The organism is Maledivibacter sp., from assembly GCA_025210375.1.
Classification (GTDB): Bacteria; Bacillota; Clostridia; order Peptostreptococcales; family Caminicellaceae; genus JAOASB01.
The window spans coordinates 288,901-315,503 of the sequence record JAOASB010000037.1; the positions used below are offsets into that span (position 1 = coordinate 288,901).

28 protein-coding genes and 1 other annotated feature are annotated in these 26,603 nt (G+C 34.6%); of the genes, 4 read left to right on the forward strand and 24 right to left on the reverse strand.

All coding sequences use genetic code 11. From position 1 onward, the window contains the following. The first annotated feature begins 25 nt into the window (after positions 1 to 25). Positions 26 to 733: a CAP domain-containing protein gene (locus N4A68_14160; GenBank protein MCT4565442.1), complete on the forward strand. Its 708-nt coding sequence runs from the start codon at positions 26 to 28 to the stop codon at positions 731 to 733. A 226-nt stretch (positions 734 to 959) separates the two neighbouring features. Here the strand turns inward: N4A68_14160 and N4A68_14165 are convergent, their stop codons facing one another. Beyond that, complete coding sequence (locus N4A68_14165; GenBank protein ID MCT4565443.1) at positions 960 to 1,838, reverse strand: hypothetical protein; 879 nt, start codon at positions 1,836 to 1,838, stop codon at positions 960 to 962. 257 nt (positions 1,839 to 2,095) lie between these two features. Between N4A68_14165 and N4A68_14170 the strand changes: the two genes are divergently transcribed. Continuing rightward, a complete protein-coding gene (locus N4A68_14170; protein ID MCT4565444.1) occupies positions 2,096 to 3,127 on the forward strand; it encodes a hypothetical protein in 1,032 nt (343 codons plus the stop codon). An 8-nt stretch (positions 3,128 to 3,135) separates the two neighbouring features. On the opposite strand, the gene N4A68_14175 is transcribed toward N4A68_14170, so the two are convergent. Beyond that, entirely contained in the window at positions 3,136 to 3,408 is a 273-nt protein-coding gene (locus N4A68_14175) for a DUF3343 domain-containing protein (protein MCT4565445.1), read from the reverse strand. A gap of 188 nt (positions 3,409 to 3,596) precedes the next feature. Between N4A68_14175 and N4A68_14180 the strand changes: the two genes are divergently transcribed. Next, positions 3,597 to 4,340, forward strand: coding sequence for a hypothetical protein (locus tag N4A68_14180; GenBank protein ID MCT4565446.1), 744 nt, complete (start codon positions 3,597 to 3,599; stop codon positions 4,338 to 4,340). 266 nt (positions 4,341 to 4,606) lie between these two features. Here N4A68_14180 and N4A68_14185 read toward each other — a convergent pair whose 3' ends face one another. The 3 genes from N4A68_14185 to N4A68_14195 form a co-directional block, all read right to left on the reverse strand. Next, positions 4,607 to 5,191, reverse strand: coding sequence for a DUF4489 domain-containing protein (locus N4A68_14185; GenBank protein MCT4565447.1), 585 nt, complete (start codon positions 5,189 to 5,191; stop codon positions 4,607 to 4,609). Between the two features lie 182 nt (positions 5,192 to 5,373). Then, entirely contained in the window at positions 5,374 to 5,916 is a 543-nt protein-coding gene (locus tag N4A68_14190) for a serine/threonine protein kinase (GenBank protein MCT4565448.1), read from the reverse strand. A gap of 154 nt (positions 5,917 to 6,070) precedes the next feature. Beyond that, positions 6,071 to 6,610 (reverse strand): DUF4489 domain-containing protein, encoded by a 540-nt coding sequence (locus tag N4A68_14195; GenBank protein MCT4565449.1) that lies wholly within the window; start codon positions 6,608 to 6,610, stop codon positions 6,071 to 6,073. A gap of 294 nt (positions 6,611 to 6,904) precedes the next feature. On the opposite strand from N4A68_14195, the gene N4A68_14200 reads away from it, so the two are divergent. Then, positions 6,905 to 7,132, forward strand: a complete 228-nt coding sequence (locus N4A68_14200) for a hypothetical protein (protein MCT4565450.1) — start codon at positions 6,905 to 6,907, stop codon at positions 7,130 to 7,132. A gap of 32 nt (positions 7,133 to 7,164) precedes the next feature. Here N4A68_14200 and orr read toward each other — a convergent pair whose 3' ends face one another. The 19 genes from orr to N4A68_14295 all read right to left on the reverse strand — a co-directional run bounded on the left by orr (position 7,165) and on the right by N4A68_14295 (position 26,448). Continuing rightward, a complete protein-coding gene (gene orr / locus N4A68_14205) occupies positions 7,165 to 8,232 on the reverse strand; it encodes an ornithine racemase Orr (protein MCT4565451.1) in 1,068 nt (355 codons plus the stop codon). Positions 8,233 to 8,256: 24 nt separating this feature from the next. Continuing rightward, complete coding sequence (locus N4A68_14210; GenBank protein MCT4565452.1) at positions 8,257 to 9,630, reverse strand: GlmL-related ornithine degradation protein; 1,374 nt, start codon at positions 9,628 to 9,630, stop codon at positions 8,257 to 8,259. Further along, positions 9,620 to 11,839 carry a D-ornithine 4,5-aminomutase subunit OraE gene (gene oraE / locus N4A68_14215; protein ID MCT4565453.1) on the reverse strand — a complete coding sequence of 740 codons (2,220 nt, stop codon included), beginning with the start codon at positions 11,837 to 11,839 and terminating at the stop codon, positions 9,620 to 9,622. The genes N4A68_14210 and oraE overlap by 11 nt, the downstream gene beginning before the upstream one ends. Further along, on the reverse strand, positions 11,839 to 12,216 hold the full coding sequence (locus N4A68_14220; GenBank protein MCT4565454.1) for an ornithine aminomutase subunit alpha: 378 nt from the start codon (positions 12,214 to 12,216) through the stop codon (positions 11,839 to 11,841). The genes oraE and N4A68_14220 overlap by 1 nt, the downstream gene beginning before the upstream one ends. A 25-nt stretch (positions 12,217 to 12,241) precedes the next feature. Continuing rightward, positions 12,242 to 13,657, reverse strand: coding sequence for a 2-amino-4-oxopentanoate thiolase subunit OrtB (gene ortB / locus N4A68_14225; GenBank protein ID MCT4565455.1), 1,416 nt, complete (start codon positions 13,655 to 13,657; stop codon positions 12,242 to 12,244). Continuing rightward, complete coding sequence (gene ortA, locus N4A68_14230; GenBank protein ID MCT4565456.1) at positions 13,650 to 13,958, reverse strand: 2-amino-4-oxopentanoate thiolase subunit OrtA; 309 nt, start codon at positions 13,956 to 13,958, stop codon at positions 13,650 to 13,652. Before ortA ends, ortB begins: the two co-directional genes overlap by 8 nt. Positions 13,959 to 13,974: 16 nt before the next feature. Beyond that, entirely contained in the window at positions 13,975 to 15,021 is a 1,047-nt protein-coding gene (gene ord, locus N4A68_14235; GenBank protein MCT4565457.1) for a 2,4-diaminopentanoate dehydrogenase, read from the reverse strand. A 301-nt stretch (positions 15,022 to 15,322) separates the two neighbouring features. Continuing rightward, positions 15,323 to 16,741 carry a sigma 54-interacting transcriptional regulator gene (locus N4A68_14240; protein MCT4565458.1) on the reverse strand — a complete coding sequence of 473 codons (1,419 nt, stop codon included), beginning with the start codon at positions 16,739 to 16,741 and terminating at the stop codon, positions 15,323 to 15,325. Between the two features lie 26 nt (positions 16,742 to 16,767). Next, positions 16,768 to 17,193, reverse strand: a complete 426-nt coding sequence (locus N4A68_14245; protein MCT4565459.1) for a SoxR reducing system RseC family protein — start codon at positions 17,191 to 17,193, stop codon at positions 16,768 to 16,770. Between the two features lie 15 nt (positions 17,194 to 17,208). Then, the gene (locus tag N4A68_14250) at positions 17,209 to 17,481 is read right to left on the reverse strand and encodes a metal-sensitive transcriptional regulator (protein MCT4565460.1); all 273 of its coding nucleotides are present in this window, start codon (positions 17,479 to 17,481) and stop codon (positions 17,209 to 17,211) included. 313 nt (positions 17,482 to 17,794) lie between these two features. After that, a complete protein-coding gene (aspS, locus tag N4A68_14255) occupies positions 17,795 to 19,573 on the reverse strand; it encodes an aspartate--tRNA ligase (GenBank protein ID MCT4565461.1) in 1,779 nt (592 codons plus the stop codon). Positions 19,574 to 19,584: 11 nt separating this feature from the next. After that, positions 19,585 to 20,847, reverse strand: coding sequence for a histidine--tRNA ligase (hisS, locus tag N4A68_14260; protein ID MCT4565462.1), 1,263 nt, complete (start codon positions 20,845 to 20,847; stop codon positions 19,585 to 19,587). 103 nt (positions 20,848 to 20,950) lie between these two features. Then, positions 20,951 to 21,158 (reverse strand) — a binding site (T-box leader). Between the two features lie 384 nt (positions 21,159 to 21,542). Continuing rightward, the gene (locus tag N4A68_14265; GenBank protein MCT4565463.1) at positions 21,543 to 22,223 is read right to left on the reverse strand and encodes a hypothetical protein; all 681 of its coding nucleotides are present in this window, start codon (positions 22,221 to 22,223) and stop codon (positions 21,543 to 21,545) included. A 235-nt stretch (positions 22,224 to 22,458) separates the two neighbouring features. Next, entirely contained in the window at positions 22,459 to 23,277 is an 819-nt protein-coding gene (locus N4A68_14270) for a YwqG family protein (protein MCT4565464.1), read from the reverse strand. Positions 23,278 to 23,522: 245 nt separating this feature from the next. Beyond that, a complete protein-coding gene (locus N4A68_14275; GenBank protein MCT4565465.1) occupies positions 23,523 to 23,666 on the reverse strand; it encodes a hypothetical protein in 144 nt (47 codons plus the stop codon). A gap of 298 nt (positions 23,667 to 23,964) precedes the next feature. Continuing rightward, positions 23,965 to 24,342 (reverse strand): retroviral-like aspartic protease family protein, encoded by a 378-nt coding sequence (locus N4A68_14280; protein MCT4565466.1) that lies wholly within the window; start codon positions 24,340 to 24,342, stop codon positions 23,965 to 23,967. A gap of 3 nt (positions 24,343 to 24,345) precedes the next feature. Beyond that, a complete protein-coding gene (locus N4A68_14285) occupies positions 24,346 to 24,585 on the reverse strand; it encodes a hypothetical protein (protein MCT4565467.1) in 240 nt (79 codons plus the stop codon). A 428-nt stretch (positions 24,586 to 25,013) separates the two neighbouring features. Further along, positions 25,014 to 25,454 carry a MotA/TolQ/ExbB proton channel family protein gene (locus tag N4A68_14290; protein MCT4565468.1) on the reverse strand — a complete coding sequence of 147 codons (441 nt, stop codon included), beginning with the start codon at positions 25,452 to 25,454 and terminating at the stop codon, positions 25,014 to 25,016. Between the two features lie 259 nt (positions 25,455 to 25,713). Continuing rightward, positions 25,714 to 26,448 (reverse strand): hypothetical protein, encoded by a 735-nt coding sequence (locus tag N4A68_14295; protein MCT4565469.1) that lies wholly within the window; start codon positions 26,446 to 26,448, stop codon positions 25,714 to 25,716. Between the last annotated feature and the right edge of the window lie 155 nt (positions 26,449 to 26,603).

Genomic DNA, 26,603 nt, shown 5'->3' on the forward strand with positions numbered 1-26,603 from the left:
ATAATAGATAGGTGATAAAATGAATATGAAAAAGACTATTTTGAGACTTACTTCTATGGCTATTCTTTCCACCACTCTAATATCCTTTATTACTATAACCTCCTATGGTGCCACATACTATGGTTCACATTCATATAACTCTTCTTCAAGCAATTCGATTAATAGATATTACTCTAGAAATAATAATACTTCATCATCGGGCTCTGTAACAAGGTATTATTCTAGAGATACTCAATCCCATGATGTAACTAATTCTTTAAATACTCAAAGTGATAACTTAAGTACTAGTACATCCCTAGATAATAGTAGTTCTTCCTCCACAATAAGTGATGATATTTCATTTAAGGCAGACGCATTAACGGAAAAAATGTTCACCCTTATTAATAATGAACGAAGAAAAAATGGGCTTGAAGAACTTATTCTTGATGAGAAATTGACCTCTGTAGCGAGACTTAAGGCTAAGGATATGGTAGCGAATAACTACTTATCCCATACCTCCCCAACCTATGGAAGTATTTATACCATGATAAAAAGTGCCGGTATAAAGTATAATAATGCAGGCGAAAACATAGCAAAGGCATTTAGTGTTGATAGCGCTCATAATAACTTTATGCACTCATATATGCATAAAAGAGCCATCCTAGCTGATCATTTTACCCATGTAGGTATAGGTATAGAAAAGGAAAAGAATGGTATGTATAAAATCTCAGTAATGTTTATAGAAGCTAAATAAAACATAAAAGAAGGCTGGTTATTTTCAGCCTCCTTTCAGATTGTTGACGAAGTCAACAAGATGTTAGGCTGCCTAATAATTCGGAGTTGGAGGCGTGCTGAAACCGAGAGACCGTAGCGTATACAGACATACGTAAGGGTTCTTGGTTGAAGCAACAACGAAGAAATTCGGGTTTTTAGGCAACCTAAAAGAAGGCTGATTATCTTCAGCCTCCTTTTTCTCTTTCTTATTCTTCCTCTTCTTCTTCAATTATCTTTACATTAACTTGATCTGGGAACAGCTTAGGGAATTCTACACATAATCCACCTTGCTCTTCATAATCACAGAAGCCAGTGGATAATACACAAAGCTGTACAGGAACTTTAACTTTCTTTTCACATGTAATACAGAATACTAGTATAGGCCCAGTAATTACTAGTTTTCTACCTTGAACTTCTAAACTATCAAGTCCAAATGGAAGTATTAAGTCACATAGCACTCCACAGAAAACTGCTAAAGATGGCTTCATAGCCGCAGCTGTTGACGGTATACATAATCTTGCAAACTTTCTAAGACTTATAGGATCAAATGTTGAATCAGAAATGGTAGTACTAACTGAGAACCTTTTTCTATCTCCACTTGTAGTTAAAACTGTACCACTGATTTTGACTTCTACTTCACCTGTAACTCTTATTCTCTGATCTACTACTATCGGTGTGCCTTTACCCTTTGCATCACATTCTGAAGTATCTATACATGCTAAGTTTATCTGTCTTCCTGCAGGCCCTGGTACAAAGGTAGGATCACAAGGTGTTTGTTGTCCATTTATGGACAATACCCTGTCAGTTACTATAAGTCCAGTGCTGTTACATGTTATTCTTACATTGAGAAATTTCTGAACATCTCTTCCTGGGATTGGGAAATCGGGTATTTCCAGCACTTCCAACACTCTATCTACTTCATCTCTTAGTATAGTAGCATCATATACTTTTTCAACAAATATACATTCATTGGTTATGATATCTGGATCATATTCTGCAGGTGTTATACATCCCGTATTGGCGGCACAGCAATTTCTTCTGTTGTCATTGCTAATACCAGATTCATTGTATGTCCTTTCGCCCATAATCTTAATATACCCTCCTTACTAAATTTTTGATTTTTTAATTTCATCCTTCGAACATTGCAACAAGATCGATCGCTTATCAATAAAGCAACATAGTCTATATGTCTACTTTAGTATATGAATCACTCATTTTATTTGTTACAAATTGAGTTATATATTTTGAAAGTAATAAATATATTTTTTATAGGAATTTAAGGAATAATTATGGGACTCTAATCATATAATTTTTCAAGTCAAAACTTATTAGGGTGATAAATATGACTTTTTTAAATAAAAATCAAACTATTATCAGAAAGTCTAATGGTGATATACTAAATTTCTATGTTAAAGAAGGGTGTCTATTTAACAGAGAATTTTTTTATAAAACCGGCTGGGATAAGCCTATTTCCATTATAGAGGACTTAAAACATAGCCAATTAGATATAAAGATCGATAATAATGATTTTATATATGGTATTGCTAGTAATATAAAAGGAGAAATACTATATTTATTCTCAAACAATAATTCAATACACTTGGATACATTATTTAAATATGACATCAATAAATATTCTGTAAAGTACCCTTATATAGAAAAATTTAACAATACCATTACTATTGCCTATTACTTACATGAAATTAAACATAAAAGGGAATGGATGATCGCCTTTCATTATTTTGATGGTATTAAGTGGTCTCATAAGCATATATATTCAATTAAAGCTTTTCCTATTATTAATCCCTTCCTAGTTTTAATTGACGATAAATATACAAATATATTTTATTTCGATCTTGTAAATGGCAAAGAAGAAATTTTTATTAGACAATTTTCTAATAATCTTAAAGCATGGGAAATGCCTATACAACTTACAAATTCAAATAACCAGAAACTCTATTTAAATGTTTTAAAAGATAAATCAGGTATTTATCATATAACCTGGTCAGAATTTTTAAAGCAAAATTTAGTTGTTAGATATCTTAAGGTTTCCCTTAAAGAAAATAATTTCTTTGCCAATGATATAATTTCTCTTTCAGAGCCTGCTAATTGCTCATTTCCCACCTTTGTAAAGACAGGAGATGCTTTATGGTCCGTATGGACACAAATGGATAAATTATATAGTTGCTATTCCCTGGATTGTGGCAATACTTGGTCTGATCCAAGGATTGATACAAAAAGTGAAAATTCTATATTCATTAGGTATCGTTTTCTTTCAAATAATCATCAAGACCTAAGAAATTTCAATCTCAATAATATATTTGGAACAAGTTATCCAATAATGTCCTTCCTAGGATTTAAGAATATAAAATGATGCACCACCTAGTATTTCTTTAAAACCCTATATATTTTTTCATTATTTTCATAACATAATTTATATATCTTGAAAACATCCAGCTTACTTTTACGGATTTTTTCAAGTACAAATTGATATGCCCTTTCGTCTATTCTGATAGCCATACTACAACTTTTAGCAAGATATCCAGGTGCATTATACAAAATTGAATGATATCCTTCATCATCAAGTAAACTTTCTAAACGAAAAGCATGGGTTTTTGAGTTGAATACAACAATAATTCTCTTTTTTTCTGTCATATAATCATCCTTTTACAAAGTCTTACTTTAGTATATTCCCATGGACTTCACGGAGTTACTAATTGTATATTCCTTTATTTTGGAGATGTCCCTTATTTCAAATATACAAAAAAACCTTCACCAAATATGATTACTTTCATAGAGTATAATAGGATGTATTTTCATATTTCTAAATCGAGGTGTTCAATTTGGTAGAAGAATCTTTAAAGGCAAATGAAATAGTTGTTAAGCAGGATTGTATAGATATATCCTCTAACATAATTGAATCCTGCAAAAATGTACCCGTGGAGATAGATGGAATCACAAAGGGTGTAATAGGTAAAATACCCGTTGTTTTAGCACAATTAAATGTACAGCTTAATGTTTCAGCTAAAATAGATTTCCCAGAAATAGCCTTGGAAATAAAGGACATTACACAAAGACTTATGATAACTCAATGCAGACTGATACAAGAGACAAATACATTATTTATAAAGGGCCTTGTTCGTAAAAATATAAACTATTCCACAATAGAAAGACGCCCAACCACAGAAGAAATATGTGGGGATATACGTCACTGTACTGTGGATATTCCCTTTGTATGTACTACCCCTGTTAAGTTCAATGGTCTACCCCCGGCTAAAATTATTCCCACAACTTCAAAAAAGTTTGAGTATTTTAAAAAACAAGACTTACCAAATGATTATGCTGAAGGGGATGAACTTCTATCAATGGATACCTCTGAATTTAATCAAACAAGTACAGAGTACTATAACGACCTACCCTACTGTGAATTAGTACAAAGTAAGATCATTGATGTTAACGAATACCTAAATCGAAAAATAATAAAGGATGGCCCATTGGAAGAAGGGGTTTTTAGAAAACTTGAAGAAAAAATGGTCATAAACCTTGTTCTCATAATTCTACAAAAAAGGCTAGTTAAAATTAACTGAGCAAATTGCATAATTACTTTCTATAAAAACCATCTAACACATGTAGTTCTAAAATCCCAATAGCTATACCATCAAATATGCTTATATCTTAAGCAATTAAATATAGGATGATATTCGCATATGTGATTCTGCCAAGTAAGAGTTATGCAATTTCCTCAACTAAGTTTAAGTTATTTAATTATATAAATATAGCCCTAGGACATAAATCATAGGGCTATATCATAATTTTTCTCTTTAAAAAGCTAGGTTTGATTTATAGTATCTTTCTAATAATAATCTCCCGTTGCTTGAGCAAATGCTGTGATATGGCAATTTGTGACACAGAAGCTGCACTCATCCAATTCCATTGGAACACATCTTACAAAATATTCACAGCAGCCGGGACATGTGTTGCAATCACAGTATACGAAGGTGAAGGATTGAGCAAAGTTATCTCTTTCGTCTGTTATTTCAAATAACCAAGAATTTAATGATGTTTCATAGCCATTATTACATTTTCTAACTAGTTCAAATTCAAATTTAATTGTTCCGTCATGTCCTCTTCTAAAGGGAACAAAATGAACATTGCTAGCAAATTCGATTTTTACTGCTGGTTTGCATAAACATGTTGTATCTATTGTAACAGTTGCAAGTGTCTTTGGTCTGCCAGCTTGACTTGGACTGGTTAGAGAAATACTTTCACCATTATCAGCAAAGGTGAATCCATTGCCTTGACCACATTCCATGATTATTGGTCTTGGTAATGGATGACCTGGCTTTTTACATTGCACACAATCCCTTTTAATGGGAATCCTTTTCCCATCATATTCCCTATAATCATCTTCTCTCCACTCATAATAATCTCTTGACATTATTGTGCCCCCTAATACATATTTTTTTACAAGCAAATAGCTTCGACAACAATACATAATTAAGTTTATACTGTTCCCAGCACCTCTCTACTTGCACTACATGCTATTCAGTAAAAAGAAAATTGTTACAAGCTTTATATATTAATTAAACCTTTAATCTCCCTGTATTTCATGGTTCCAAATTAATAGTACTTAGCTAACTGTGCAATAAACTTACTCCATTTTATTTTCAAATCAGGTCTTTCTTCCTCTAAAATCTTTAAGAATTGTTCTAAAACATCCTCCCTTTTCAAGGTTATCAATAATGACTTATACATACAGTTCCTTTTCCTTCTAGGATCCACAACCTTTATGCTTTCATCTGCCTGAATAAAAACATGTCTTCCTAATCCATCTAATCTTATTTCCAGTCTTTCAAATTCTTCGGCAAATTCAATTAAGTTTAATGCTAGCTTCTTAGAAATCCCATTTTGCTGAATATACTCCTTAATAGGAATCCCTTTAATGTGTTCTCTCAGCATAAATCGTCCCTTGCATTTTAATATCCTTGGAAAATATTTATTTCCTTCTAGTTTCTTCAAAACTTTGTATTCTCTTCTACACAATCCGGTTTTTGAATATGCCTTTAAAGCATCTCCATTCGGAGTAAGAAACACCCTTCCTTCTACTCCTTTTCCGAGAAAGACAAGTTCACTAACCTCCATTCCAAAAATCTCTTTACTCACTTTAAATACCTCCTATGTTAACTAATTTGTTCTCTATATAGGGCTTTTAGATTAATGGCTTACTTTAAATAAGAGGTGTATTACTTAAGCCCTTTGATTGATAACAAAGAGCTTAAGTTTTTCTAAAATATATATTTTAAGCTACGCTATATTCTTAATAATAGCCCTTTCCTTGGGCAAATGCTGTGATATGACAGTTTGTAACACAGAAGCTGCATTCATCTAATTCCATTGGGACACATCTCACAAAATACTCACAGCATCCAGGACAAGTATTACATTCGCAATACATAAAACTAAATGTTTGAGCAAAGTTATCCCTTTCGTCTGTTATTTCAAACAACCAAGAATTTAATGATGTTTCATAACCATTGTCACATCTTCTAACTAACTCAAATTCAAATTTTATTGTTCCGTCCTGGCCCCTTCTAAATGGAACAAAATGAACATTACTAGCAAATTCAATTTTTACTGCTGGTTTGCATAAACAAGTTGTATCTATTGTTACATTTGCTAAAGTCTTAGGTCTACAGGCTTGACAAGCACTGGTCAAAGAAATACTTTCACCATTATCCGCAAAGGTGAATCCATTTCCCTGTCCACATTCCATCAATATTGGTTTTGGTAGTGGATGCCCTGGCTTTTTACATTGTACACAATCCTTACCCTTGTAATCACAATAATCCGATGTCATTGTTAATCCTCCTTTTCAAAAAATTTAGTACCTAGAAGCAAGATACCAGAAATTATTTCTATCATTCATTCTAGCCCAGTAAATAGCTGTCCTTCCTGTCCTCTTGCACTATATCCTATTCCATAATTTAAAAAGTGTTCCAAGCTTCATAGAAAATTACTACATACAAATTGAGCTTTATACCACACTCTATATCTCAATTTTTATATTGAATTGCACTAAATTATCAAATCTGAATATATATAAGTTGAAAGGAGGTTATTAATACAAGCTTTCAAAAAGGTAGGTGTGGAAATGCCAAGGTCCCATGAAGAGCATGAGTCAATAATAAAAATTATTGATGATCATGAAAATAGAATAAGAAGTCTTGAACTTAATGAAGCAAGAATCAATGAAAAGCTTGAATGTTTAATAGAAAAAATTGATAGTCTAATGACTTGGATAAAGGCATTAGTGATGATGGGTCTTACATCATTGGTAGGATTTCTATTTTGGTATTTAAAAACTTTCATAAATAAATAGAATAAAGCAGGATATCAGTATCCTGCTTCATTCTATTTATTTAATTTTTTATAGATGTATTCTGAAGTAGCTAATCTAAGCAACGATCCATATTCTATGTTGAAGCTTATTTCATCTCCAACTTTATAATCCCTATCAGTATCTGTCACATCTATAATAAGATGATCGCTACTTGCTCCAAAAATCCTGATTTTATCATCGGTTGGAGTAATACTATCGGGATTTACATCCTGTCTACCCACTGCTAAAATAGCTCTTTTCCTAATCCCTATGTCCTCAAAGATTGGCTTGTTTCCAAAGGCATCCATTCCGATCTCACCTATTGGTAAGCTTGGTTTTTCTTTAAGCTCAACTATTTCCGCTATAAGCTGAAAGGCATCCTGGTAGGTATCTTCGATTGGATTTCCATAGGCTGTTTCTCTACCTAATACTATTGCTTCTCCTAATCTTAAGTTGTTAATTCTTTTAGGTACTCCCTTTTTTTCTAATAAATCTAAACTACTTGAATTTCCTCCTGATATGATACTAAGCTTAATATCAAACCTTTTTTCTAGTTTTTCAGCTATTTCAACAAGCTTTCCTAGATTATCCCTATTGGGTATAACTCCACCATAACAAGTAAGGTTAGTCCCCACTCCTATTAATTTTACACCCTCAAGCTTAAGGATTTCTTGAACTGCTTCCTCTACTTTATCCTGCCATAGTCCTTCCCTCAGATCTCCTAGATCAACCATTAGTATTATTCCATGAACCCTATTTGCTTTTACAGCTTCCTCTGAAAGCTTTCTGATGGTTGTTATCTCAGAATTCAAACTAACATCGGCATATTTTACAACTTCCCTTACCTGACTTTGCATAGGTAATCTTAAAAGCCATTTTTTTACTTGCTTATCCCTTAGCTTAACTAAATTTTCTATCCTTGAATCAGCTAAATATTTAACTCCACCTTCAATCATGGCCTCCACAACCTCAGGAAGCCCACAAAAAACCTTTGTTACACCAGCTATTTCAATATGGTGTTTCTTTAATTTATCAGCTAATACCTTGGTATTGTGCTGAACCTTTTTTATATTGATCTCTAATCTTGGACAAATAGACATGCATATCACTCCATAGGCTTTTATTCAATCTATACCCAGACTTTGCTTTAACAAATACAATGCGGCTTCCTTATACCTCTTGGATAATACCCCCAGTGAAGCCATTATATAATCATTGTCGATTAATATTTTAGCCTCTCTATTGGGCAGTAGCTTATCTCCTTTATTGCTAAGTGCAATTTTCTTTATGATATCCACCCTATTGGGTAGTCTTGTTAAAGCCCCACCAGTACCAATTATCCACTTTGCATTTGTAAGATCCTTACCTTCCGCTAATGTCTTTTTGCCACTGCTTCCATATAAATCTCTAAAGCCCCCTGCATGACGATGAACCGAGGTAACAACAGCCTCTAGGGTAAGCCTCTCAACAAATGCTTTTTCTTCATTTGTAACCGGTATGGGTCTATGATTATCTATAAGCTCTCTAACCTTTTCCTCATCAAAGCCTAGCCCCTTTGATAATCTTTCTATGCCAATCATTTCAACAATATTTTTCATATTAACATATACCCCTAAATCACCTTCCACTGTTCTCTTGGCAACGGGTTCAGGGCTGATAAGTATTCTATTAACCTCTTCACTACCCTCAGTTACCGAATGAACATCGGTTGTAGCCCCCCCAACATCCAGGGTCACTAAATCTCCTAAGTATTCCTTTAAAAGCTTTGATGCCTCCATAACGGCTCCAGGAGTGGGTATAATGGGGCCATTTACAAGCTCTCTGACTTTAGTCATACCCGGTGCATGAATTATATGCTCCTCAAAGGCGTCTTGAATAACTTTTCTTGTTGGTTCTACATTTAGCATATCTATCTTAGGATACACATTATCCACAATATATAGTAGATGGGATTTACCCTGCTCCTTAAATATCTCCTTTACCTCTTCGTGATTTTGAAGATTTCCGGCATAGATTACAGGAACATCCATCTCTAAGCCTGCAATAATTTCTGCATTATAAAGGGCGGTATCCCTTTCACCATAGTCAACTCCACCGGCAACTAAGATTATATTTGGGGTTGTATTCTTTATCTTTTTAATGTCAGATCTTCTTAGCTTGCCTGCAGTTACCAAGTGTATGTTTGCTCCTGCACCAAGGGCTGCTTCTCTGGCTGCTCTAACTGTCATATCATAAACTAAGCCATGAACAGTCATCTTTAATCCACCGGCTGCACTACTGGTAGCAAGCATCTCATCATATTGTAGCTCACCCAAGCCTAGATTTTGTTTCAAGCTGTCCATAGCATTGTTTAGCCCTATATTTACGTCTCCCTGTGCAACCGATGTAGGAGCTTGACCCTGTCCCAGAAATCTGGGACAGGTAGTATCTATATCACTAAATGCATTTACCACCGTGGTTGTGCTGCCGATCTCAGCGACCAAGACATCAATTTTCATCTTTTTCCATTTCCCTTCTTCTCTTAACTAAGAATGTAGCAACATGTACGCCCTTAGATGTCTTACCAAATCCCGCATCTATCCCTTGCTGTAACGCTATTTCAGGTGTAACCTGCGTGCCTCCACAAGCTATCATAACCCTATCCCTAATACCCTTTTCCACAGCATATTCATGTATTCTTCTCATGTTTTTATAGTGAATATCGTCATGGCTTATGATTGTAGATGCCAGTATAGCATCGGCATTAAGCTCGATGGCAGCATCCACAAGCTTTTCCACAGGGCAAGATGTTCCTAGATATTCAACCTCTATGCCCCATTTTTCTATACCACCATGCTTTATATCTATCACTTCACGAAGTCCAACGGAGTGTTCATCTTCTCCTACGGTTGCCGCCACGACCTTAAGCGGTCTTTTCTCAATCTCTTCCCAAAGCTCTTCATCACTCATTATTTCTGGCTCCGGAGGAATCTCCAATGTGCTTATATCTAAATCAAATTCCACTTTACCCTTTACCTGTACTCTAGTTCCTTCAGAAGGATGTAGTACTTCTGTATGAATAACCTCAGGGTCTACAAGATTCATTTTCTTAGCAAATTCTATTGCTGCAAATTCAGCAACCCGCTTACTCGTTGGAAGAAATATCTCAACTTGAACAGTTCCATCGGCAAGCCACTCTACTTCCGGCTTAACCATATTAGAATTCCTATATTTTTCAGATTCATCTAAACGAGTATATACATTGTCGTTCTCATCCAGCTCATCTATATAAATTATTTTTTCTGGCTTTTCCAGTGTTGATCCTCCAATTAAGCTTGCGGGATCATCTATTGCATTTTCATCGTATTGAGCTACATTATTATATCCATAGTGAGCAGTTACAGGTGCCATATAGTCTTGATCTCTTTCAAACACTGTGCCTACGCCAATACCATCGTTGATTTTTCTACCGATACCATCACCATTTCTCTCGGGATACATTCCTGAATCAACAAAGAATCCTTTTTCTACCCCTTCAAAGTATCCGCCTACCTCAAGAAGCTCTTCCAAGTAAAGTACTGCTCTTTCCTTTAGCTCCCTTACCTTTTCAGGTAAAAATCCATCTTTCCTTAGCTCAACCATGTCAAGTAATCCATCTAATCCTACTAGGGTTTGCTTAGCGGTATCACAAGCTTCTATATTGAACATATGCCAGGGCACATTTCTTCCTTCATCGGGGGTGATTGTAGATTGAATATCGGCACTGGTCAGCTTAGAAATCATCATGTTCATAACATGGGTTACAGTGGCTTCCCTCGATGATGAAGTTATATATTTTGTATTTTGTTGTGCCCTCATCTTATACTCTGAGAATATATCCCTAAGGGCAACTGCATATGGTAGATCGTATTTTGTACAAGGTACTGGAGCGGCTGATGGTGGCACAGTTGAAAGACAAATGTTCTCTTTCTTCATACCAACCTTATGGGAAAATATCGAGTTAATACCATGTTGAACTATAAGCTCTGGCATAACCTTCCAAGCATCCCTTGCGGTGGCATTTGCATTATGGGCCCCATCTATTTGGGCCATGTCTGCCCAGGACATTAACCTTTTAGACTCTGCAGCATCAACAAATGATCTTACCATATTAATATTTCTGTAAAGAATGTTGTACTGAGGATCTTGGTGAGCCCCATTAACGCCTTCTTCTGCGAACATAACAGCTATATCGGGCCCAGCTACACCGGATACATATGAATGGTAGTTTATTGGTCTTCCTACTTCTTCTTCAATAAGGTCTAAAGCCTTCCTTTGGGATCTAACTTGTTTTCTTGTTACTGGTATACCTCCTATACCCTGAGGTGAACCTTCTATAAGCCCATCATAATGGGATTGACCGGCGGTTCTAATAACCATTATATGATCTGCACCATGCCATGCAGCCATTCTCATCCTTCTGATATCATCTTCAAATCTTCCCGATGCAATTTCTGTAGTAATTGTTTCCTGTGGCTGAGGATCTAAATTCTCGAAGTAACGAACAGCAGCGGGTATACCAATAGAGTTCTCCAAAGGCTCTGAACAATCAGTGTAAGTGTGAGGTCCAACTTTAAGCTCATCAACTTTTTTTCTCCAAGTCCATCCTCTTCTCTTTGGTCTGTAGTTTTCTAAATCACTTAATATATCTCTTATATCCATTTTTTCATTTATATCTACCTTTTTCATTATGCATTCCCTCCTTTGAAGATTGCAACTGCATCGTCCCAATGCTTTCCTTCAATCATCTCAAGTCCTACTTGTCTAAGAGGGATACTTTTTTCCTTTGAAATTCTATATACCACATGACCTACACCTTTACTAATTAATCCCCTATCTATGGCCCCTTCAACTAAGGGCTTTGCTTCCAAGCTTGAAAAACCCATTCTCAATAGTACCGAACGCTCTATAGATGGAGTAGTATGTGTTCTAGCAAGCTCTAGTAATGGCTCCACACTCTTTTCTGCCAATTCCCAAAATCTTTGCTTTAATTCTTCATCAGAAAGATTAGCTAGATGCTTTCTCCTCTGTGTAAAATCATCTTCTCTCTTAATATACCCTTTCATATTTCTCCTCCTTGTTTTCCACTACCTATAGGTATTTCAGTTCTCTAAGAATTTCCTTTACAAACCCTATATCTGTCTTAGTATCCAAAGCTAGAAACTCTAGGTCTTCGTCACTTACTTCACTAATATTATTCATTTCCAAACAATTCTTTATATATGATCTTCTGATTTTATTTAAATCTAAATCCACCGTTTTTATTAAGCTTGGATGCTCTGGGAATATTATACTATCACCGGGGACTTCTTCCCCTGGATCACCAAACTTGATTTCTATTCCGTTTTCCCTGGCAAAGGACAATTGAGGCTGAATATGCTTTCCAGCCCCTGTATATTCAGTTTCTTGGGCAATGATTATTTTATCTTCATCTAATTCCTGGGCCAAGCTAAATGCAGCCGCCAAGGATGTATTTCCTGCTGGCCCTCTCTCAAGTCCTTCTATCTGTGCTAAAGCCTCGGTCATATAAAATACTTCACCTTGATTAACTGTCACATATCTATCCATATATCTAATTGGTCTAGCAGCTGATCTAGGTACATCTGATCTGTCGGGCCATGTAGCAAAGGGTATGCCAAAGCCCGTATGCCCTGTAGTAAAGGATTTTTTATTGAACTGTTCATCGCTTGCCATATGTAAACCCTTTAGATTTACACTGGCCCCAACCACTAAGGTAGCATCTGCTCCCGCCTTAATAAGTCCCCTTGCAGTCCCCGTTAGATTTCCTCCACCGGCATTTGTACAAACTACCACATCGGGGTCCCTACCTTCCATCTCCCTCATTTGCATAGATAATTCATATCCTAGGGTTTCTACACCGGCTATTCCAAAGGGAGTATATAGTGAGGCATTAAAATAACCAGTTTCCTCAAGCAACCTCAAAAAAGTATAAAATAGCTCTGGCCCAACTGTAAGCTGTACCACTTCTGCCCCATAGGACTCACATTTTCTTGCCTTTTCAATGATTTCTGGCTGCCCTTTCCCTGTACTGTCATAGCATTCTTGAACTATAATACACTTAAGGCCATGAATTGCGGCTTGACTTGCTACAGCAGCACCATAATTACCACTTGTTGCCGCTATAACACCTTTATAACCATTTTTCTTGGCATGATAAACAGCATTAGCAGCTCTTCTAGCCTTAAAGCTGCCGGAGGGATTGGCTGCTTCGTCCTTAATAAATATCCTTGCTCCCTTTCCTTTACCGGCAAGTTTTCTAGCAAGGTTAGTTAAATTCCTTAGCTCCAATAATGGAGTATTTCCTACCCCAGTCGCCCCTTGGATTTGCTTCATTTCCTCAAGGGTGTATCCCGTTTCTCTCATGATTTTTTCATAATCAAAGGCTATTCCTTCACCTTCAAATCTATCATAATCAATACCTACGGCCTTTTTCATTATCTCATTTTTACGGGACATAACTCCCTTATAGCTCATATCCTTATTCATGGTCTTCACCTCCAAATAGTATTTCCTTTAATTGAAGGCCTATCTTAAAGACTTCTGGTACAGTATTACCGAAGGAATGGGTATAGGATGGGTTAATTTCCACAAGCTCTCCAGTAACTTTTCTACCCGTCATAGTTTTGATTTCTACCCTATCACCGATCTCACCATCATGCTCTATAAATCCCTTTACCCATGTCTCTAGGGGTACTTTCTTAGTATCATCAGGAACTTGAGGGGCTCTTTGCTCAGGCCCCAAGACTATATTATATATATTGACCCAATCGCCTTTTTTTGCTTTCATGGTTATCACCTCTCATTTATTTTTCTATAAGCTCTCTCATATCTCCCATTATTGCCCTTGGTACAGGTAGGTCTATCATCGTCTTAAGCCCTTTAGATGCATTTATCACATGGGGAATCATGTTGACACACATTGCTATTGTGCCAAGGCCACCCTCTACTTCGGGTTTAATTGACATGTTTACCTCTGGAGTTCCCTTTATAGTGATATAGTCTCCAGTAAAAGTTCCCTCCATCTCTGGTTCAATTTGTTGAGGATGGATCATATCAATCTTAACTTCGCCATCTACATAGCCTTGTCCAGTCATGTTGACCCCTGCAACATCTCCAGCAGCTGCAAATCCATGGGGTGACTTTCTATCTACAGAAGTAACTATGGGCTTCATTTGCTGCTCAAACTTTTCAACCCTCCAACCAATTGCATCTCCAATCATCTGTACGGACTCAGAAAATCCAACGTGACCTGCCATAGTTCCATCTTCACAGCGTCTATTGAACTCATCAACCTTCATCCCCACACCTTGCTCTTCCATAACAGTATGGCCAAATGGGGATAAGCTATTTACTCTTTTAGCTTCAATATGTTCTACATCAGTCATACAACCTGTCAAGCAAATAACCAGTAAATCCATTATTAGTCCCGGATTGATTCCCGTACCTAATATAGTCACTCCATTTTCCTTGGCTATTCTATCTAACTCAGCAGCTAATTCAGGTTCTTGAGCCTGTGGATAGGCCATTTCTTCAGCTGTTGAAATAACATTCACTTTTTGCTCTAGACAATATTTTAATCTAGGAAAAGCCTTTTTAGTAAAGGAGTCAGTTGCAGTCAAGCAAACATCACAACATCCTTTAGTTACTACTTCTTCGATATTTGAATTGATTATAACAGGCTTTCTATCCCCTCTTTCTACACCTAAATACTCATACATATCCTTCCCAACTCTAGCTTTGTTTCTATCACATATGCCAACGATTTCTACGCCTTTTTTATTAAGCAACATTCTAGCCATTCCGCTACCCATTGCACCAAATCCCCAGATTACCACTTTAACATTTTCCATTTAAATGCACCTCCGAATTTTTCTTTATACAATGTATCCACAAAAACACACTAATTTTTTAAAAATTTTTGGAACAAAATATAATGGATTTATTACATCGTATATAAGTTTTCCACACTTTTATTATTAGCAATTATTATGCCAAATTAGAATATGATTTTTTAAAAATTTTTGTATAATTATAAGCTCATCATCGGTTTTTCTGAATATTTATAATATTATTATAAAAATCCTTTGCTTTATAATCTTTTCTAAAAAAATAAGAGCAAAATACTTTGCATGTTCTGCAAAATATTTTGCCCTATGGTTCTAGTCCAAATTTCTTTATCTTGTACTGTAAATTTTGTCTAGATATTCCAAGTGCCTTGGCGGCCCTAGTAATATTATATTTATTTTTATTTAGATAGCTCTGGATTATATTTTTTTCTACATCTTCCAGATAATCATTAAGATTGCTTATATCCTTAACCCTATTACTATGTTCATCCTCCATATTTAGAGATGAATTTTGCAACATTAATTCTTCAACATAGGATGGGATATGTTCCTTCTTTATTACATGCTCATCCATAACCATGTTCATGGCTGACTCAATAAAATTTTGTAATTCCCTAACATTTCCAGGCCAAGAGTAATTCAAAAAAAATTCAAGCAAATCCTCGGATATCATCCACACATCCTTATTTAACTTCTCATTATAATACCTAATGAAATGATCTATAAGTACTGGTATATCTTCTTTTCTTTTATTCAATGGCGGTATTTTTACACTTATTACATTTATTCTATAGTACAGGTCTTTTCTAATATGGTTTCGCTCAATGGCCCTTATAGGGTCTTCATTTATGGCAGCAATTATCCTTACATCCACGGGTATGTCCTTGGTTCCACCCACTCTTCTAATATAGCTCTCTTGAAGAACCCTTAGGAGCTTTGCCTGTAGGGGCAGACTCATTGAATTAGTCTCATCCAAAAACAGCGTTCCTCCGTTTGCTTGCTCAAATAACCCAGGTCTATCTATAGCTCCCGTAAAGCCCCCCTTGCTAGTTCCAAAAAGAATTCCCTCAAGTAGGGTTTCTGGCAGTGCAGCACAATTTTGTGCAATAAAGGGCTTGTCCCTTCTTCCACTTCCATAGTGTATACTTTGGGCAAATAACTCTTTTCCAGTTCCCGTTTCCCCATATATCAATACACTTGAGGTAGTTTTACAGGCCCTTTTTGCAAAGCCAATGGCCTTAAGTAACTCCTTATCCTTTCCAATAATATTATCAAAGGTATAAAAGCTTTTAATCTTGTTCTGTCCTTCATCTGGCTCAATAAGCCTTTGCCGAAGCTTGATAATTTGTTCAGAAAGATGACTTACCTTAGTAATATTTTTAGCTATTTCTATTGCACCAATAATCTTTTCCCCTTCAATAATTGGAAGAGTTGTATTGATTGTAGAGATTTTTTTACCCTTTAGGTTTAAATAGCTTTGCTTATATTCCTTTAATGTTCTACCGGTACTCAGAGCCTTCAATAGTGTACTGGTATCTTCATTAAGGCTTGGAAACACCTTAAGGAGGTGATTCCCTATTACCTGACTTGCTTCTAATCCTTCGATATCAGCCATAGCTCCATTATATATTATTGTTTTTCCATTTTCGTCTATTACATGAATACCCTCTTCGATATGGGGCAAAATATTTTGCACTATATACTGAAATAATTTTCTTTTCAAAGATAATCACTCCAATGTATTTTCCTTTATTCAATGATATCAATTATTTTAGATATATATTTTTTGCTTTCCTTAAACTTATTTTCATTTTTTCTAATTCTAAAAAATGTGATGCCCATGAGTACTAAACCCATACCAAATGAAAGCAGTTCTATGTTTTTTTGAATCTTCATCATCTCAAATATAAATTTCCCTCCAGCTATACCAATAACCAACATAATTAGGGGCATACCATATGCTATAAACGCAGCTGTAAGTACATCTTGGGTTTCCATATCAACGACTACTTTATCTCCTATATCAGCTCCTGCTGTATTTATGGCTTCTATCTGCATGTTCATTTTCTCTTCACCCATGTGGCAGGCACCACAATCTCCACATGCAGCATGTCTCATTAGCTTAACAGTTGCATTTTCTTTATTTACACCTATTACTTTCCCTTCTCTTTTCATAATGTCCTCCAAAAATTATTTTATAAATTTAACCATTGTATTAATTAATTCATCTATCACTTCTTCTTCAGGATTATTGGCTAGGGAAGTCTTTATACAACCCTTAAGATGATTTTCTAAAATCAAGCCACCCACTTTATTTATTGCCGATCTAACTGCGGCTATTTGAATCAAGATATCGTTACAGTACCTATCTTCTTCTATCATCTTTTGAATTCCCTTTACCTGTCCTTCAACCCTCTTTAGTCTCTTTAATAAAGCTTCTTTTTCATGGGAATACGAGTTCATTACATCACCTCTTTTTCCTTATAGGTCATTCTTTAGGGTAGTTCCAAGTTACAAGTTCCATATTCCAAGTTCATAGATCATTCTTTTAAGTCAAAATAGATATTAAACCACAAAACTTAGAAACTGAAATAGCCTCTAGATTCTTAGTAAGCTTGCTTGAAAGCAGAAAATACATGTGGCTTCTCCAGCCCAGAGTTTGCTTAGTCTGACCCTAATAGAATAAATTTCAGAATTAAAATCTTTTCTTACTATTTTCTATGGTAAACCCCATATTTATAGGTTACCATAAAATCCTATAAATATGGGGAAATTTTTACTCTTCAATCAATTTAATTTTAAGTTCTTCTAATTGTGTCTCATCGGCAATAGATGGTGCTTCCGTTAAAAGGCATTTTGCATCTTGAGTCTTAGGAAATGCTATTACGTCTCTAATATTCTCTGTATTTGTTAGCGTCATAGTAAGTCTATCAAGACCGTATGCAATTCCACCGTGGGGAGGAGTACCATATTTAAAGGCATCTATTAAGAAACCAAATTTCTCGTGGGCTTCTTCATCGGTAAATCCTAGGGCCTTAAACATTCTTTGCTGAAGGCTTGAATCATGGATTCTTATGCTTCCCCCACCAATTTCTGATCCGTTTATAACTAAATCATAGGCTTTAGCTCTTGCCTCATCAGGCTTAGTCTCAATTATATCCAAATCATCGTCGGCAGGTGAAGTGAATGGATGGTGTTTAGCATAATATCGGTTATCCTCTTCGTCATACTCAAATAAAGGAAACTCTGTAACCCATAATATCTTATAATCTGATTCATCTATTACTTCAAGCTTCCTAGCAATTTCACATCTTAAAGCACCAAGAGTCGCATATACAACAGAAGGTTTATCCGCAACAAATAGTATCAAATCTCCTTCTTTAGCCTCCATCTTATCTGATATAGCCTTTATATCTTCCTCACTAAGGAATTTTGCTATGGGAGAATCCACACCTTCATCCGTTAATTTCATCCATGCAAGCCCCTTAGCCCCATAGGTTTTAGCAAATTTCTCAAGATTCTTCATACCCTTTTTACTGAACTTTTCAGCGCCACCATTGATATTAATAGCCTTTACATCATTACCATCCTTTACTGTGTTTGCAAAAACACCAAATCCGCATTCTTTAACGGTTTCATTTAGGTTTTTAAGTTCATATCCAAAGCGTAAATCTGGCTTGTCGCTTCCATATCTTTCCATAGCCTCTTTATACGTCATTCTCATGAATGGAGTACTTATATCCATTCCCTTAATTTCTTTAAATAATTTCTTTACTAGCTTTTCATTGATAGAAATTACATCCTCTTCATCTACAAAGGACATCTCAATGTCTACCTGTGTGAATTCCGGTTGTCTATCGGCTCTCAAATCTTCATCCCTAAAACATTTTACTATCTGATAGTACTTGTCAAAGCCAGATACCATCAAAAGCTGTTTGAATATTTGAGGTGATTGGGGCAAAGCATAAAATTTACCGGGATTCACCCTAGAAGGCACTAGATAGTCCCTTGCTCCCTCAGGAGTAGGCTTTGTAAGTACAGGTGTCTCTAAATCTAAAAATCCATTTTCATCAAGGAAGGATCTAATAGTAGAAGCAATCTTACTCCTAGTTCTCAGAAGATTTTGCATTTTTGGTTTTCTTAAATCTAGGTATCTGTACTTTAACCTTAATCTTTCTCCCGCATCATCTTCATCATTTACATGGATAGGTGGAATTTCTGCTTCAGACAAAATCTTAAGCTCCTCAGCAAAAACTTCTATTTCTCCTGTTTTTAGGTCTGGGTTTATAGACTGTCTCTTTCTTACTTTACCTCTAACAGCTATAACAAATTCTCCTCTAATACCTTCCGCTTTATTAAAGGCTTCTTCAGATACATCGTTATCGAAAACTATCTGTACTAATCCATCTCTGTCTCTTAAGTCAACAAATACTAATCCACCTAAATTTCTTCTTCTTTGAATCCATCCCATTAAAATTACTTCTTTGCCTATATCTTCAGTCCCTAATACTCCACACATATGGGTTCTCTTCATTCCACGTAATAATTCAGCCATAATACTACCTCCTATTTCACTCTTTTTATAATTTCATCTATTATAGTATCCAAGCTAACCTCTTCCTGCTCTCCAGTATTCATATTCTTTAGGGATACTACATTATTATCCAATTCATTATCGCCAATAACAATTGTATATGAGCTATTTACTTTATCAGAATACTTAAACTGAGCCTTCATGCTTCTGCTCAAGTGGTCAATATCCGCTGAAATCATATTATCCCTTAGATTATATGATATTTCAACTGCCTTTTCATAGGCTCTATCTCCCATTGTAACTATGAAAACATCAAGTCCCTTTGGCCTTGGTATCTCTATATTATTGTTCTCTAAAGTAAGAAGTAATCTTTCAATACCTAATCCAAATCCAACTCCAGGTGTAGAAGGTCCACCGACTTCTTCTACTAATCCATCGTATCTTCCTCCACCACATACTGTACTTTGGGAACCAATTTTCTTTGATATTATTTCGAAGGCCGTTCTATTATAATAATCCAGTCCCCTTACTATTCTTGGATCTATCTCAAACTGTAATCCCATTATATTAAGATATTTTTGAAGCTTTTCAAAATGGTCCCTACAATCATCGCATATATGATCAAGAATCAGCGGAACATCCTTAAGCTCATTTTGACAGTCTTCTTTTTTACAATCTATAATTCTCATAGGATTTCTTTCATATCTATCTACACAGGTCTTACATAAAGTATCTAGCTTTTGTTTTAAGAATTCTCTTAGGGCCTCATTATATTTCTTTCTACACTCAGTACAGCCTATACTATTTATTCTTAGCTCTAGATCATTAAGTCCTAATTTTTCAAAAAATGTCATTGCTATACTTATTACCTCAGCATCTACAGACGGCTTATCAGCACCGAAAACCTCTACACCAAATTGATGAAACGCTCTTAATCTACCTGCCTGGGGTCTTTCGTACCTAAAGCAAGGGGTTATGTAAAAAAGCTTAGTCGGTTGACTATCTGCATATAATTTATTTTCTACAAATGCCCTTACAACAGGGGATGTCCCCTCGGGCTTTAATGTAATGTCCCTTCCCCCATTATCGGTAAAGGTATACATCTCTTTTTGAACTATATCCGTTGTTTCTCCAACGCCCCTTTTAAATAGCTCAGTATGTTCAAATATAGGGGTTCTTATTGCCTTATATCCGAATCTTTCACAAATATCACTAAACATCTTTTCTACATAATCCCATTTATAAACATTTGATGGTAAAACATCCTTAGTCCCTCTTGGAGCTTTAGTAAGCATTTTATTACCTCCTCTTTAGTTAGTTAAAAGTTACAGGTTCCAAGTTTCAAGTCCAAAATTTTATGGTCAAACTAAAATAACTCTCGTTCCTATGATTAATAATCATAGGGACGAGAGTTTGTATTCCCGCGGTGCCACCCTAATTGGTTAAACCCACTTATAAAAACAGTTAACGCCTGTATACGTGCTATCTTTAAACCTTCGATAACATGCTCTGAGGTGTCTTCACTAAAACTAAGATGTCAGGCTTCCACCATCCCTAACTCACTGTGATCATCATTATAGCTACTCTTCCTCTTCTTAGCAATACAATTTAGAGTTTTCATATATTATAAATCAGATAAACATATTGTGTCAAGGTATTATTTATAAGTTAGTTTGTTATGTTAAAGATGATTTTCATAATAATTCTTCGGTATTGCTAATAAAATTAGTAACACTATCCAACTACCTGTTGAAATTACTTCATTATTCCTATAATTACTCATATGATCTTACTCCTTCAACTCCAATAAATATTAAGAATTATATCCTACAAGGTCACCCCAATATAATAAAAAAATGTGATCAAGTTTCTTCTAACGTTTGGGCTTATTGATATCTCTAAGCCCATCCCAATAGAAATTCTCCTTAGTGGAGCTTAGCTCCCAGTGAAGAGATGTCTGCTAATCCATTTTTATACGAAGTACACGCCCCTATAAACCATCTATTAAATACATATTACAGCCATTTCCTAACCAAATACATTCCATATCATCTGTTTTCTCAAATCCAAATACATTTGATTTTAATTTAAGGTACTCTTTCACTTCATTTGTGATTAGGTTAACTGAACATATTCTTTTATTTCCCATATCTGACACATAAAGATAGTTATCTTTTATTGTTATATCCTCTGGATATGTAAATATACTGCCAAATTCATCACCTATATTACCTTCAGATATAGTCTTAAGTAAGCTGCCATCTTGTAAAGCAAATTTCTTAATGGTATGGGATGTTGGATAAACGCACCAGATCATTTCACCTTCTATTGCAATATCATAAATAGTATCAATTTTACCCATTTCCTCATAGATTTTAAGTATATTACCTTCCTTGTTAAGTTTATATACTAAGCTCTCTTGAAAAAAACATACATATATATTACCTTTTGCATCATAGTCAACACTCAATGGTTTAAATCCAAACTTTGCCAAAACTTTTTTATAGCCTATTCCATATATTTCTCTATAAAAGCTATCAGAATCTATTTCCTGTTTAACTTTATTACTTAGCTTGAAATATTTATCAATATTATTCCATTCACGCTCTATATAATAAATAGAATTATTATTTCTTGTAGCATAAGATGAATTCTGACTTATTAAAACCATAGGATCACTTCTTTCTATACAACTAAATTAATACTGTATCTTGGTATGTATTTTATATAACGCCCATGTTTGTGACACCCATAAATTGAGCCCTCTCCCCCCATATCCTTGGTGGAGCTTTGCTCCCAGTGAATGGATGTGATGCAATTGACTTAATCAAAAAACATGGCTTAGGGTACCTTTAAGTCAACCATATTGTTAGAAGATGGTTGACACGCATTCCCAATTATCACTATTAAGATTGACTCCATTCTACAACACAGTTTTCAAATTCCTTTTTATTCAGATCTTCTTCCTCTATTAGAACACTAAGTATACCTTCCCCTGTAAAATTCTCTCCTATTTGAACAAGCAGCACTTTTGTTCCATTTATAATTTCAAGCATTTCTGCCTCGCCAAGTTGACAATTATTATACAACCCAAAAAATTTGGATTTATCAAAGCCTTCAAAACAATTCCATCCTAACTCTTCACCATCTCTAGCCCACTCTTCATCATACTTATCTTTGATATTTTCTATATCCATATCAAAATGTTCTATTAAACACCCCTCCGAAAATTGTCCACTATGTTCTTTTATAACTCTTCTTAATTGGTTAATATCACAATTTGAATATACTACTTTTCCTTCTAATGAATCATCTACAAAGATATAAAGAAATCCTGTATCTGGCAATAGATCATTTTTATCGTATTTACTAAACTCTTGAAGGTTAAATTGTGCTGCGAAATACATATCCTCTGGGTACTCAATATCCTCAGGTAAATCTACTACCGGCCCTCCAACTCTAGATTTACCTATTGGTATATTTATCTCATCATAATCTATATATTGGTGATCCCCAGATCCACCTTTTAAAAATTTAGGTTTATATTTCTTTTTATCTGCACTGAATCTTATAATTTCATAATTATCTTGTTTACATAACTCGTATTTCATATTGATACTTTCTTTATTCCCTTCAATAAAACTACTTGGACTTACATTAGCTTGATTCTTATTTAATTCTTCCTTATCTGTACAGCCAGTAAAAATAAATAATAATAGCAACATAATACATAACCTCTTCAAAGAATATCATCTCCCAAAAGTTTCTAAAACCCTTTAAACAGTCTCCGAAATATGTGAAAACTGCCTTCTAACATTCTTTCATCTGTAAAATCACAAGTATGTACTTTACTATATTTAATAAGAATATCCCCTATTTTATCAATAACTATAGCAGTATTTCTTGGTCTTAATTTTCCTTTTGTATACCCTGTTATTACTACACCAATATTCAACCCAAGTTCATGAAATTACTTTTTATACATACCGCGTTCTCTGACCCCGACGGATCTTCCAAAATCTCGCCTTTCCCATTCCTTTGTATTGACTTCTGCAACGTTAAATACGTCATCATCTGCTTTGATAGCTCTTTGTCTACTTACCTTAGATTCCATCGTAGTCTGTGTCTGGATTTCTCCTTGTATGCCTCAATATATGTATATCATAGTATGTAGGTAATCAAGCCCTACACGATTTACGGGGCTAAACATACGCGCGGTCTTTGCAGGAAATTTTTTATAGCGTTTCGCCTTGCCGACGCGCCTGTAAGGAATCCCTCATTAGCGGAGCTTGCTCCCGGTGAAGGCGTGTGCTGTGCTTGCCCTAGAAACTTATTTCACGCACCAATCCGCAAGTTATTGTTATGTAAAGTATTATTTCCTAACCTTTTTTAAAACAAAAAAATGGCTACCATTATTTCTTCTTGGTAGTCAAGTCTTTTAAGTCAATTATAAATCCTCCGTCCATTAATATGTCTAATCCCAATAAACCATTTATATCGTCATAAATAAAACCAGCAAAGTCTATATTATAATTCTTTAATTTGAAATCTCCTATAACTATTTCATCAACTTCTTTTACAAAAGCATGCTCTTCTCCACCAATTCCATAAGTAGTAACTATTTCTTCTTTTCCTGTAAATCTGATTCCTATATCATCTACACATTCTTGAGAAATTACTGTTTGTGCTGCTCCTGTGTCTACTACTATGTTGTCTATGATTTTTCTATTATCGTTTACAATAATCTCTATATTAGTAAACAATAATCCATTCCTATATTCTAATTTCATTTATCACGATCTCCTTAAACCAATTCTATTTCTAATCTTTACTAATAAATTCGGTTTTGAAGTATGATATACAAGCATATTTCCCTTTGAAGTCAAAAGTTCTTTTGTGGCCTCTTTCTCATCTATGATATCAATTACAGCTACATCTTCAATTATCTGTTTATCATCTTCTATATGTGATTTTAAAATTTCAATTTTAACGAATTGATTAGGATATGCTTTTCTTACATCTTGCCATTTCATAGACATCACCACCTATTTTTTTAATATCTATATTATACCACTAATGTTTATTTACTCACAAAGATCTTCTGTGTATTTCATAATAAGATGAAATAATATTTTATATAGCGGTTTGTGTTTACAACGTCCTTGAGCTGGACCCTTAAGGAATACCTCTCGGCGGTGCTTACACCCAGTAAACAGATGTGGTGCGGCTTTCTTCGTAGCTGACCTTTAAGGAATACATCTTGTCCTTGACCCTCCCGCACTCTTGCGAAAACATATTGTTAGATGTAGTTATCAACTCACCTCAAACGGTCTATCCAAGCTATAGTGTTTAACATTTGATTCATATAGTACTATTTTTTATCCACGATTGAATTGAATTTTAAAATATACCCTGATTTTTATTGTGTATCAACAAATATTAAATTTAATAAATATTAAATTTATTCATCAATTTTTTGTTTCTCCAATATATATTTAGCGGGAAGAATAAAGAAAAATGCAATAATAAAACTATATAAAATAGATAATAGCATCACTGATCCATAAGGCCCTATTGTTGATGGGCTATCAAGAGTTCTCATCATTATCATTAATCCTATAATAGACCCTAAAAATCCTGCCGCTATAGTTACTTTATATAATAAATTCAAAATACTAATTCCTTTTTTAAATTTATCATTATCCTGCTTTCCACTTCCTTTTATTATAACTTTAAAAGCATACATCAAATCTCCAAAACTTCTTGTTCCAATTACCACTGAAATATTAAATCCAATTATCATTAAAAGCGTTGATAAATCAACAAAGCACCTAACACTTGTACTAAATAATATTGAAATAAATACTACAACAATAAAAATTATAGAACCCACAACAAACATAGTTCTTCCCCCCTAATTCTTTTATTTTATTATTACTATCATCTTATAATTGGATTTTAAATAACTATTGTACATACCTACAAACATATATTCAAAAGACTCTATAGAATACCCCGAAATGAGTTGACAATTTTATCTAACGTCCTAACAGGTTTGGGATTGATTTTGCTCACAGAAGATTTATTCCTCACTCAGCAAAATCGATGACAAAAGTTTATGTAGGGAACTACTGTGTTATGAGTCATTGTAATATCTCATATTAATCATAAGATTCGATTTCAACTATCTCTTCATTGATATAATGATATATATAAAATTTTCCTTTTACTCGTATATATACTTTCTCTAATTCTTCTCCATTTAAATTTGTGAGTCTACCTATTTCATCAATATCATTTCTCTTATTACCTTTTTCATTAATAATATAGCTAATTACTCTATGTTCTTGTTTACTTAATCCTGCATATGGTTCTGATAATAACCAACAAATACCTATTACTAAGAGAATTCCGATAACATTTGCTTTTTTAAGGTTATTAAAATCTTCTCTACTCCATGCTATTTTAAAATTAGAAATTGCCATAAGAACAATAAACAAATAACTTACTGGTTCTAATATATGTTTGTTTATCATCATCATAGCTATTACCATTACTGGATAACATATAATATAGAAAACAAATGATAATAAAGCGTTATTTCTAGAGTACTTCTCTCCACCCCACAAAATTATACCGGTTACATTGAAATACACTACTACTAGCACCACGTCTATCATTGTTTCTGCTTTTTCTATCAAATAAATTAATACTATTATATATCCAACAATAATTAATCCTTTCTCAATATATATTCTCCAAATATCCGGTATTTCACCTTTTGAAATTCTCAAAACTAATCCATAAATAATTCCACATAATATATATCCTACTAAAAACACAAATAATATATTCATCTTTAACTCCTTATTAATTAACCCTAATTCCTTGCTCATATTTGCTATGACACCGTCACCATAGAGCCATCAGTCACCCAACGCCCCTGGCGCAGATCCCGGCGTGCGGATTTCTCGCACCGGGCTCTTCAGCTCGTATATCTCTACTTCCGTAATTCAGCAACTAAATCTTAACTGTTCATATTCTCTCTTAA

Coding starts and splice junctions, on each gene's coding strand:
- N4A68_14250 (MCT4565460.1), bottom strand. CDS start 17,481: ATGAACTCGTATTCCCATGAAAAAGAAGCTTTATTAAAGAGACTAAAG.
- N4A68_14165 (MCT4565443.1), bottom strand. CDS start 1,838: ATGGGCGAAAGGACATACAATGAATCTGGTATTAGCAATGACAACAGA.
- N4A68_14275 (MCT4565465.1), bottom strand. CDS start 23,666: ATGGAATCTAAGGTAAGTAGACAAAGAGCTATCAAAGCAGATGATGAC.
- N4A68_14295 (MCT4565469.1), bottom strand. CDS start 26,448: ATGAGCAAGGAATTAGGGTTAATTAATAAGGAGTTAAAGATGAATATA.
- ortA (MCT4565456.1), bottom strand. CDS start 13,958: ATGAAAGCAAAAAAAGGCGATTGGGTCAATATATATAATATAGTCTTG.
- ortB (MCT4565455.1), bottom strand. CDS start 13,657: ATGAATAAGGATATGAGCTATAAGGGAGTTATGTCCCGTAAAAATGAG.
- N4A68_14170 (MCT4565444.1), top strand. CDS start 2,096: ATGACTTTTTTAAATAAAAATCAAACTATTATCAGAAAGTCTAATGGT.
- N4A68_14280 (MCT4565466.1), bottom strand. CDS start 24,342: ATGAAATTAGAATATAGGAATGGATTATTGTTTACTAATATAGAGATT.
- N4A68_14185 (MCT4565447.1), bottom strand. CDS start 5,191: ATGTCAAGAGATTATTATGAGTGGAGAGAAGATGATTATAGGGAATAT.
- ord (MCT4565457.1), bottom strand. CDS start 15,021: ATGGAAAATGTTAAAGTGGTAATCTGGGGATTTGGTGCAATGGGTAGC.
- N4A68_14245 (MCT4565459.1), bottom strand. CDS start 17,193: ATGAAAAGAGAAGGGAAAGTAATAGGTGTAAATAAAGAAAATGCAACT.
- N4A68_14175 (MCT4565445.1), bottom strand. CDS start 3,408: ATGACAGAAAAAAAGAGAATTATTGTTGTATTCAACTCAAAAACCCAT.
- aspS (MCT4565461.1), bottom strand. CDS start 19,573: ATGGCTGAATTATTACGTGGAATGAAGAGAACCCATATGTGTGGAGTA.
- N4A68_14160 (MCT4565442.1), top strand. CDS start 26: ATGAAAAAGACTATTTTGAGACTTACTTCTATGGCTATTCTTTCCACC.
- hisS (MCT4565462.1), bottom strand. CDS start 20,847: ATGCTTACTAAAGCTCCAAGAGGGACTAAGGATGTTTTACCATCAAAT.
- N4A68_14195 (MCT4565449.1), bottom strand. CDS start 6,610: ATGACATCGGATTATTGTGATTACAAGGGTAAGGATTGTGTACAATGT.
- N4A68_14285 (MCT4565467.1), bottom strand. CDS start 24,585: ATGAAATGGCAAGATGTAAGAAAAGCATATCCTAATCAATTCGTTAAA.
- N4A68_14220 (MCT4565454.1), bottom strand. CDS start 12,216: ATGAAAGGGTATATTAAGAGAGAAGATGATTTTACACAGAGGAGAAAG.
- N4A68_14200 (MCT4565450.1), top strand. CDS start 6,905: ATGCCAAGGTCCCATGAAGAGCATGAGTCAATAATAAAAATTATTGAT.
- N4A68_14210 (MCT4565452.1), bottom strand. CDS start 9,630: ATGAAAATTGATGTCTTGGTCGCTGAGATCGGCAGCACAACCACGGTG.
- N4A68_14290 (MCT4565468.1), bottom strand. CDS start 25,454: ATGTTTGTTGTGGGTTCTATAATTTTTATTGTTGTAGTATTTATTTCA.
- N4A68_14270 (MCT4565464.1), bottom strand. CDS start 23,277: ATGTTGCTATTATTATTTATTTTTACTGGCTGTACAGATAAGGAAGAA.
- orr (MCT4565451.1), bottom strand. CDS start 8,232: ATGTCTATTTGTCCAAGATTAGAGATCAATATAAAAAAGGTTCAGCAC.
- oraE (MCT4565453.1), bottom strand. CDS start 11,839: ATGAAAAAGGTAGATATAAATGAAAAAATGGATATAAGAGATATATTA.
- N4A68_14265 (MCT4565463.1), bottom strand. CDS start 22,223: ATGGTTTTAATAAGTCAGAATTCATCTTATGCTACAAGAAATAATAAT.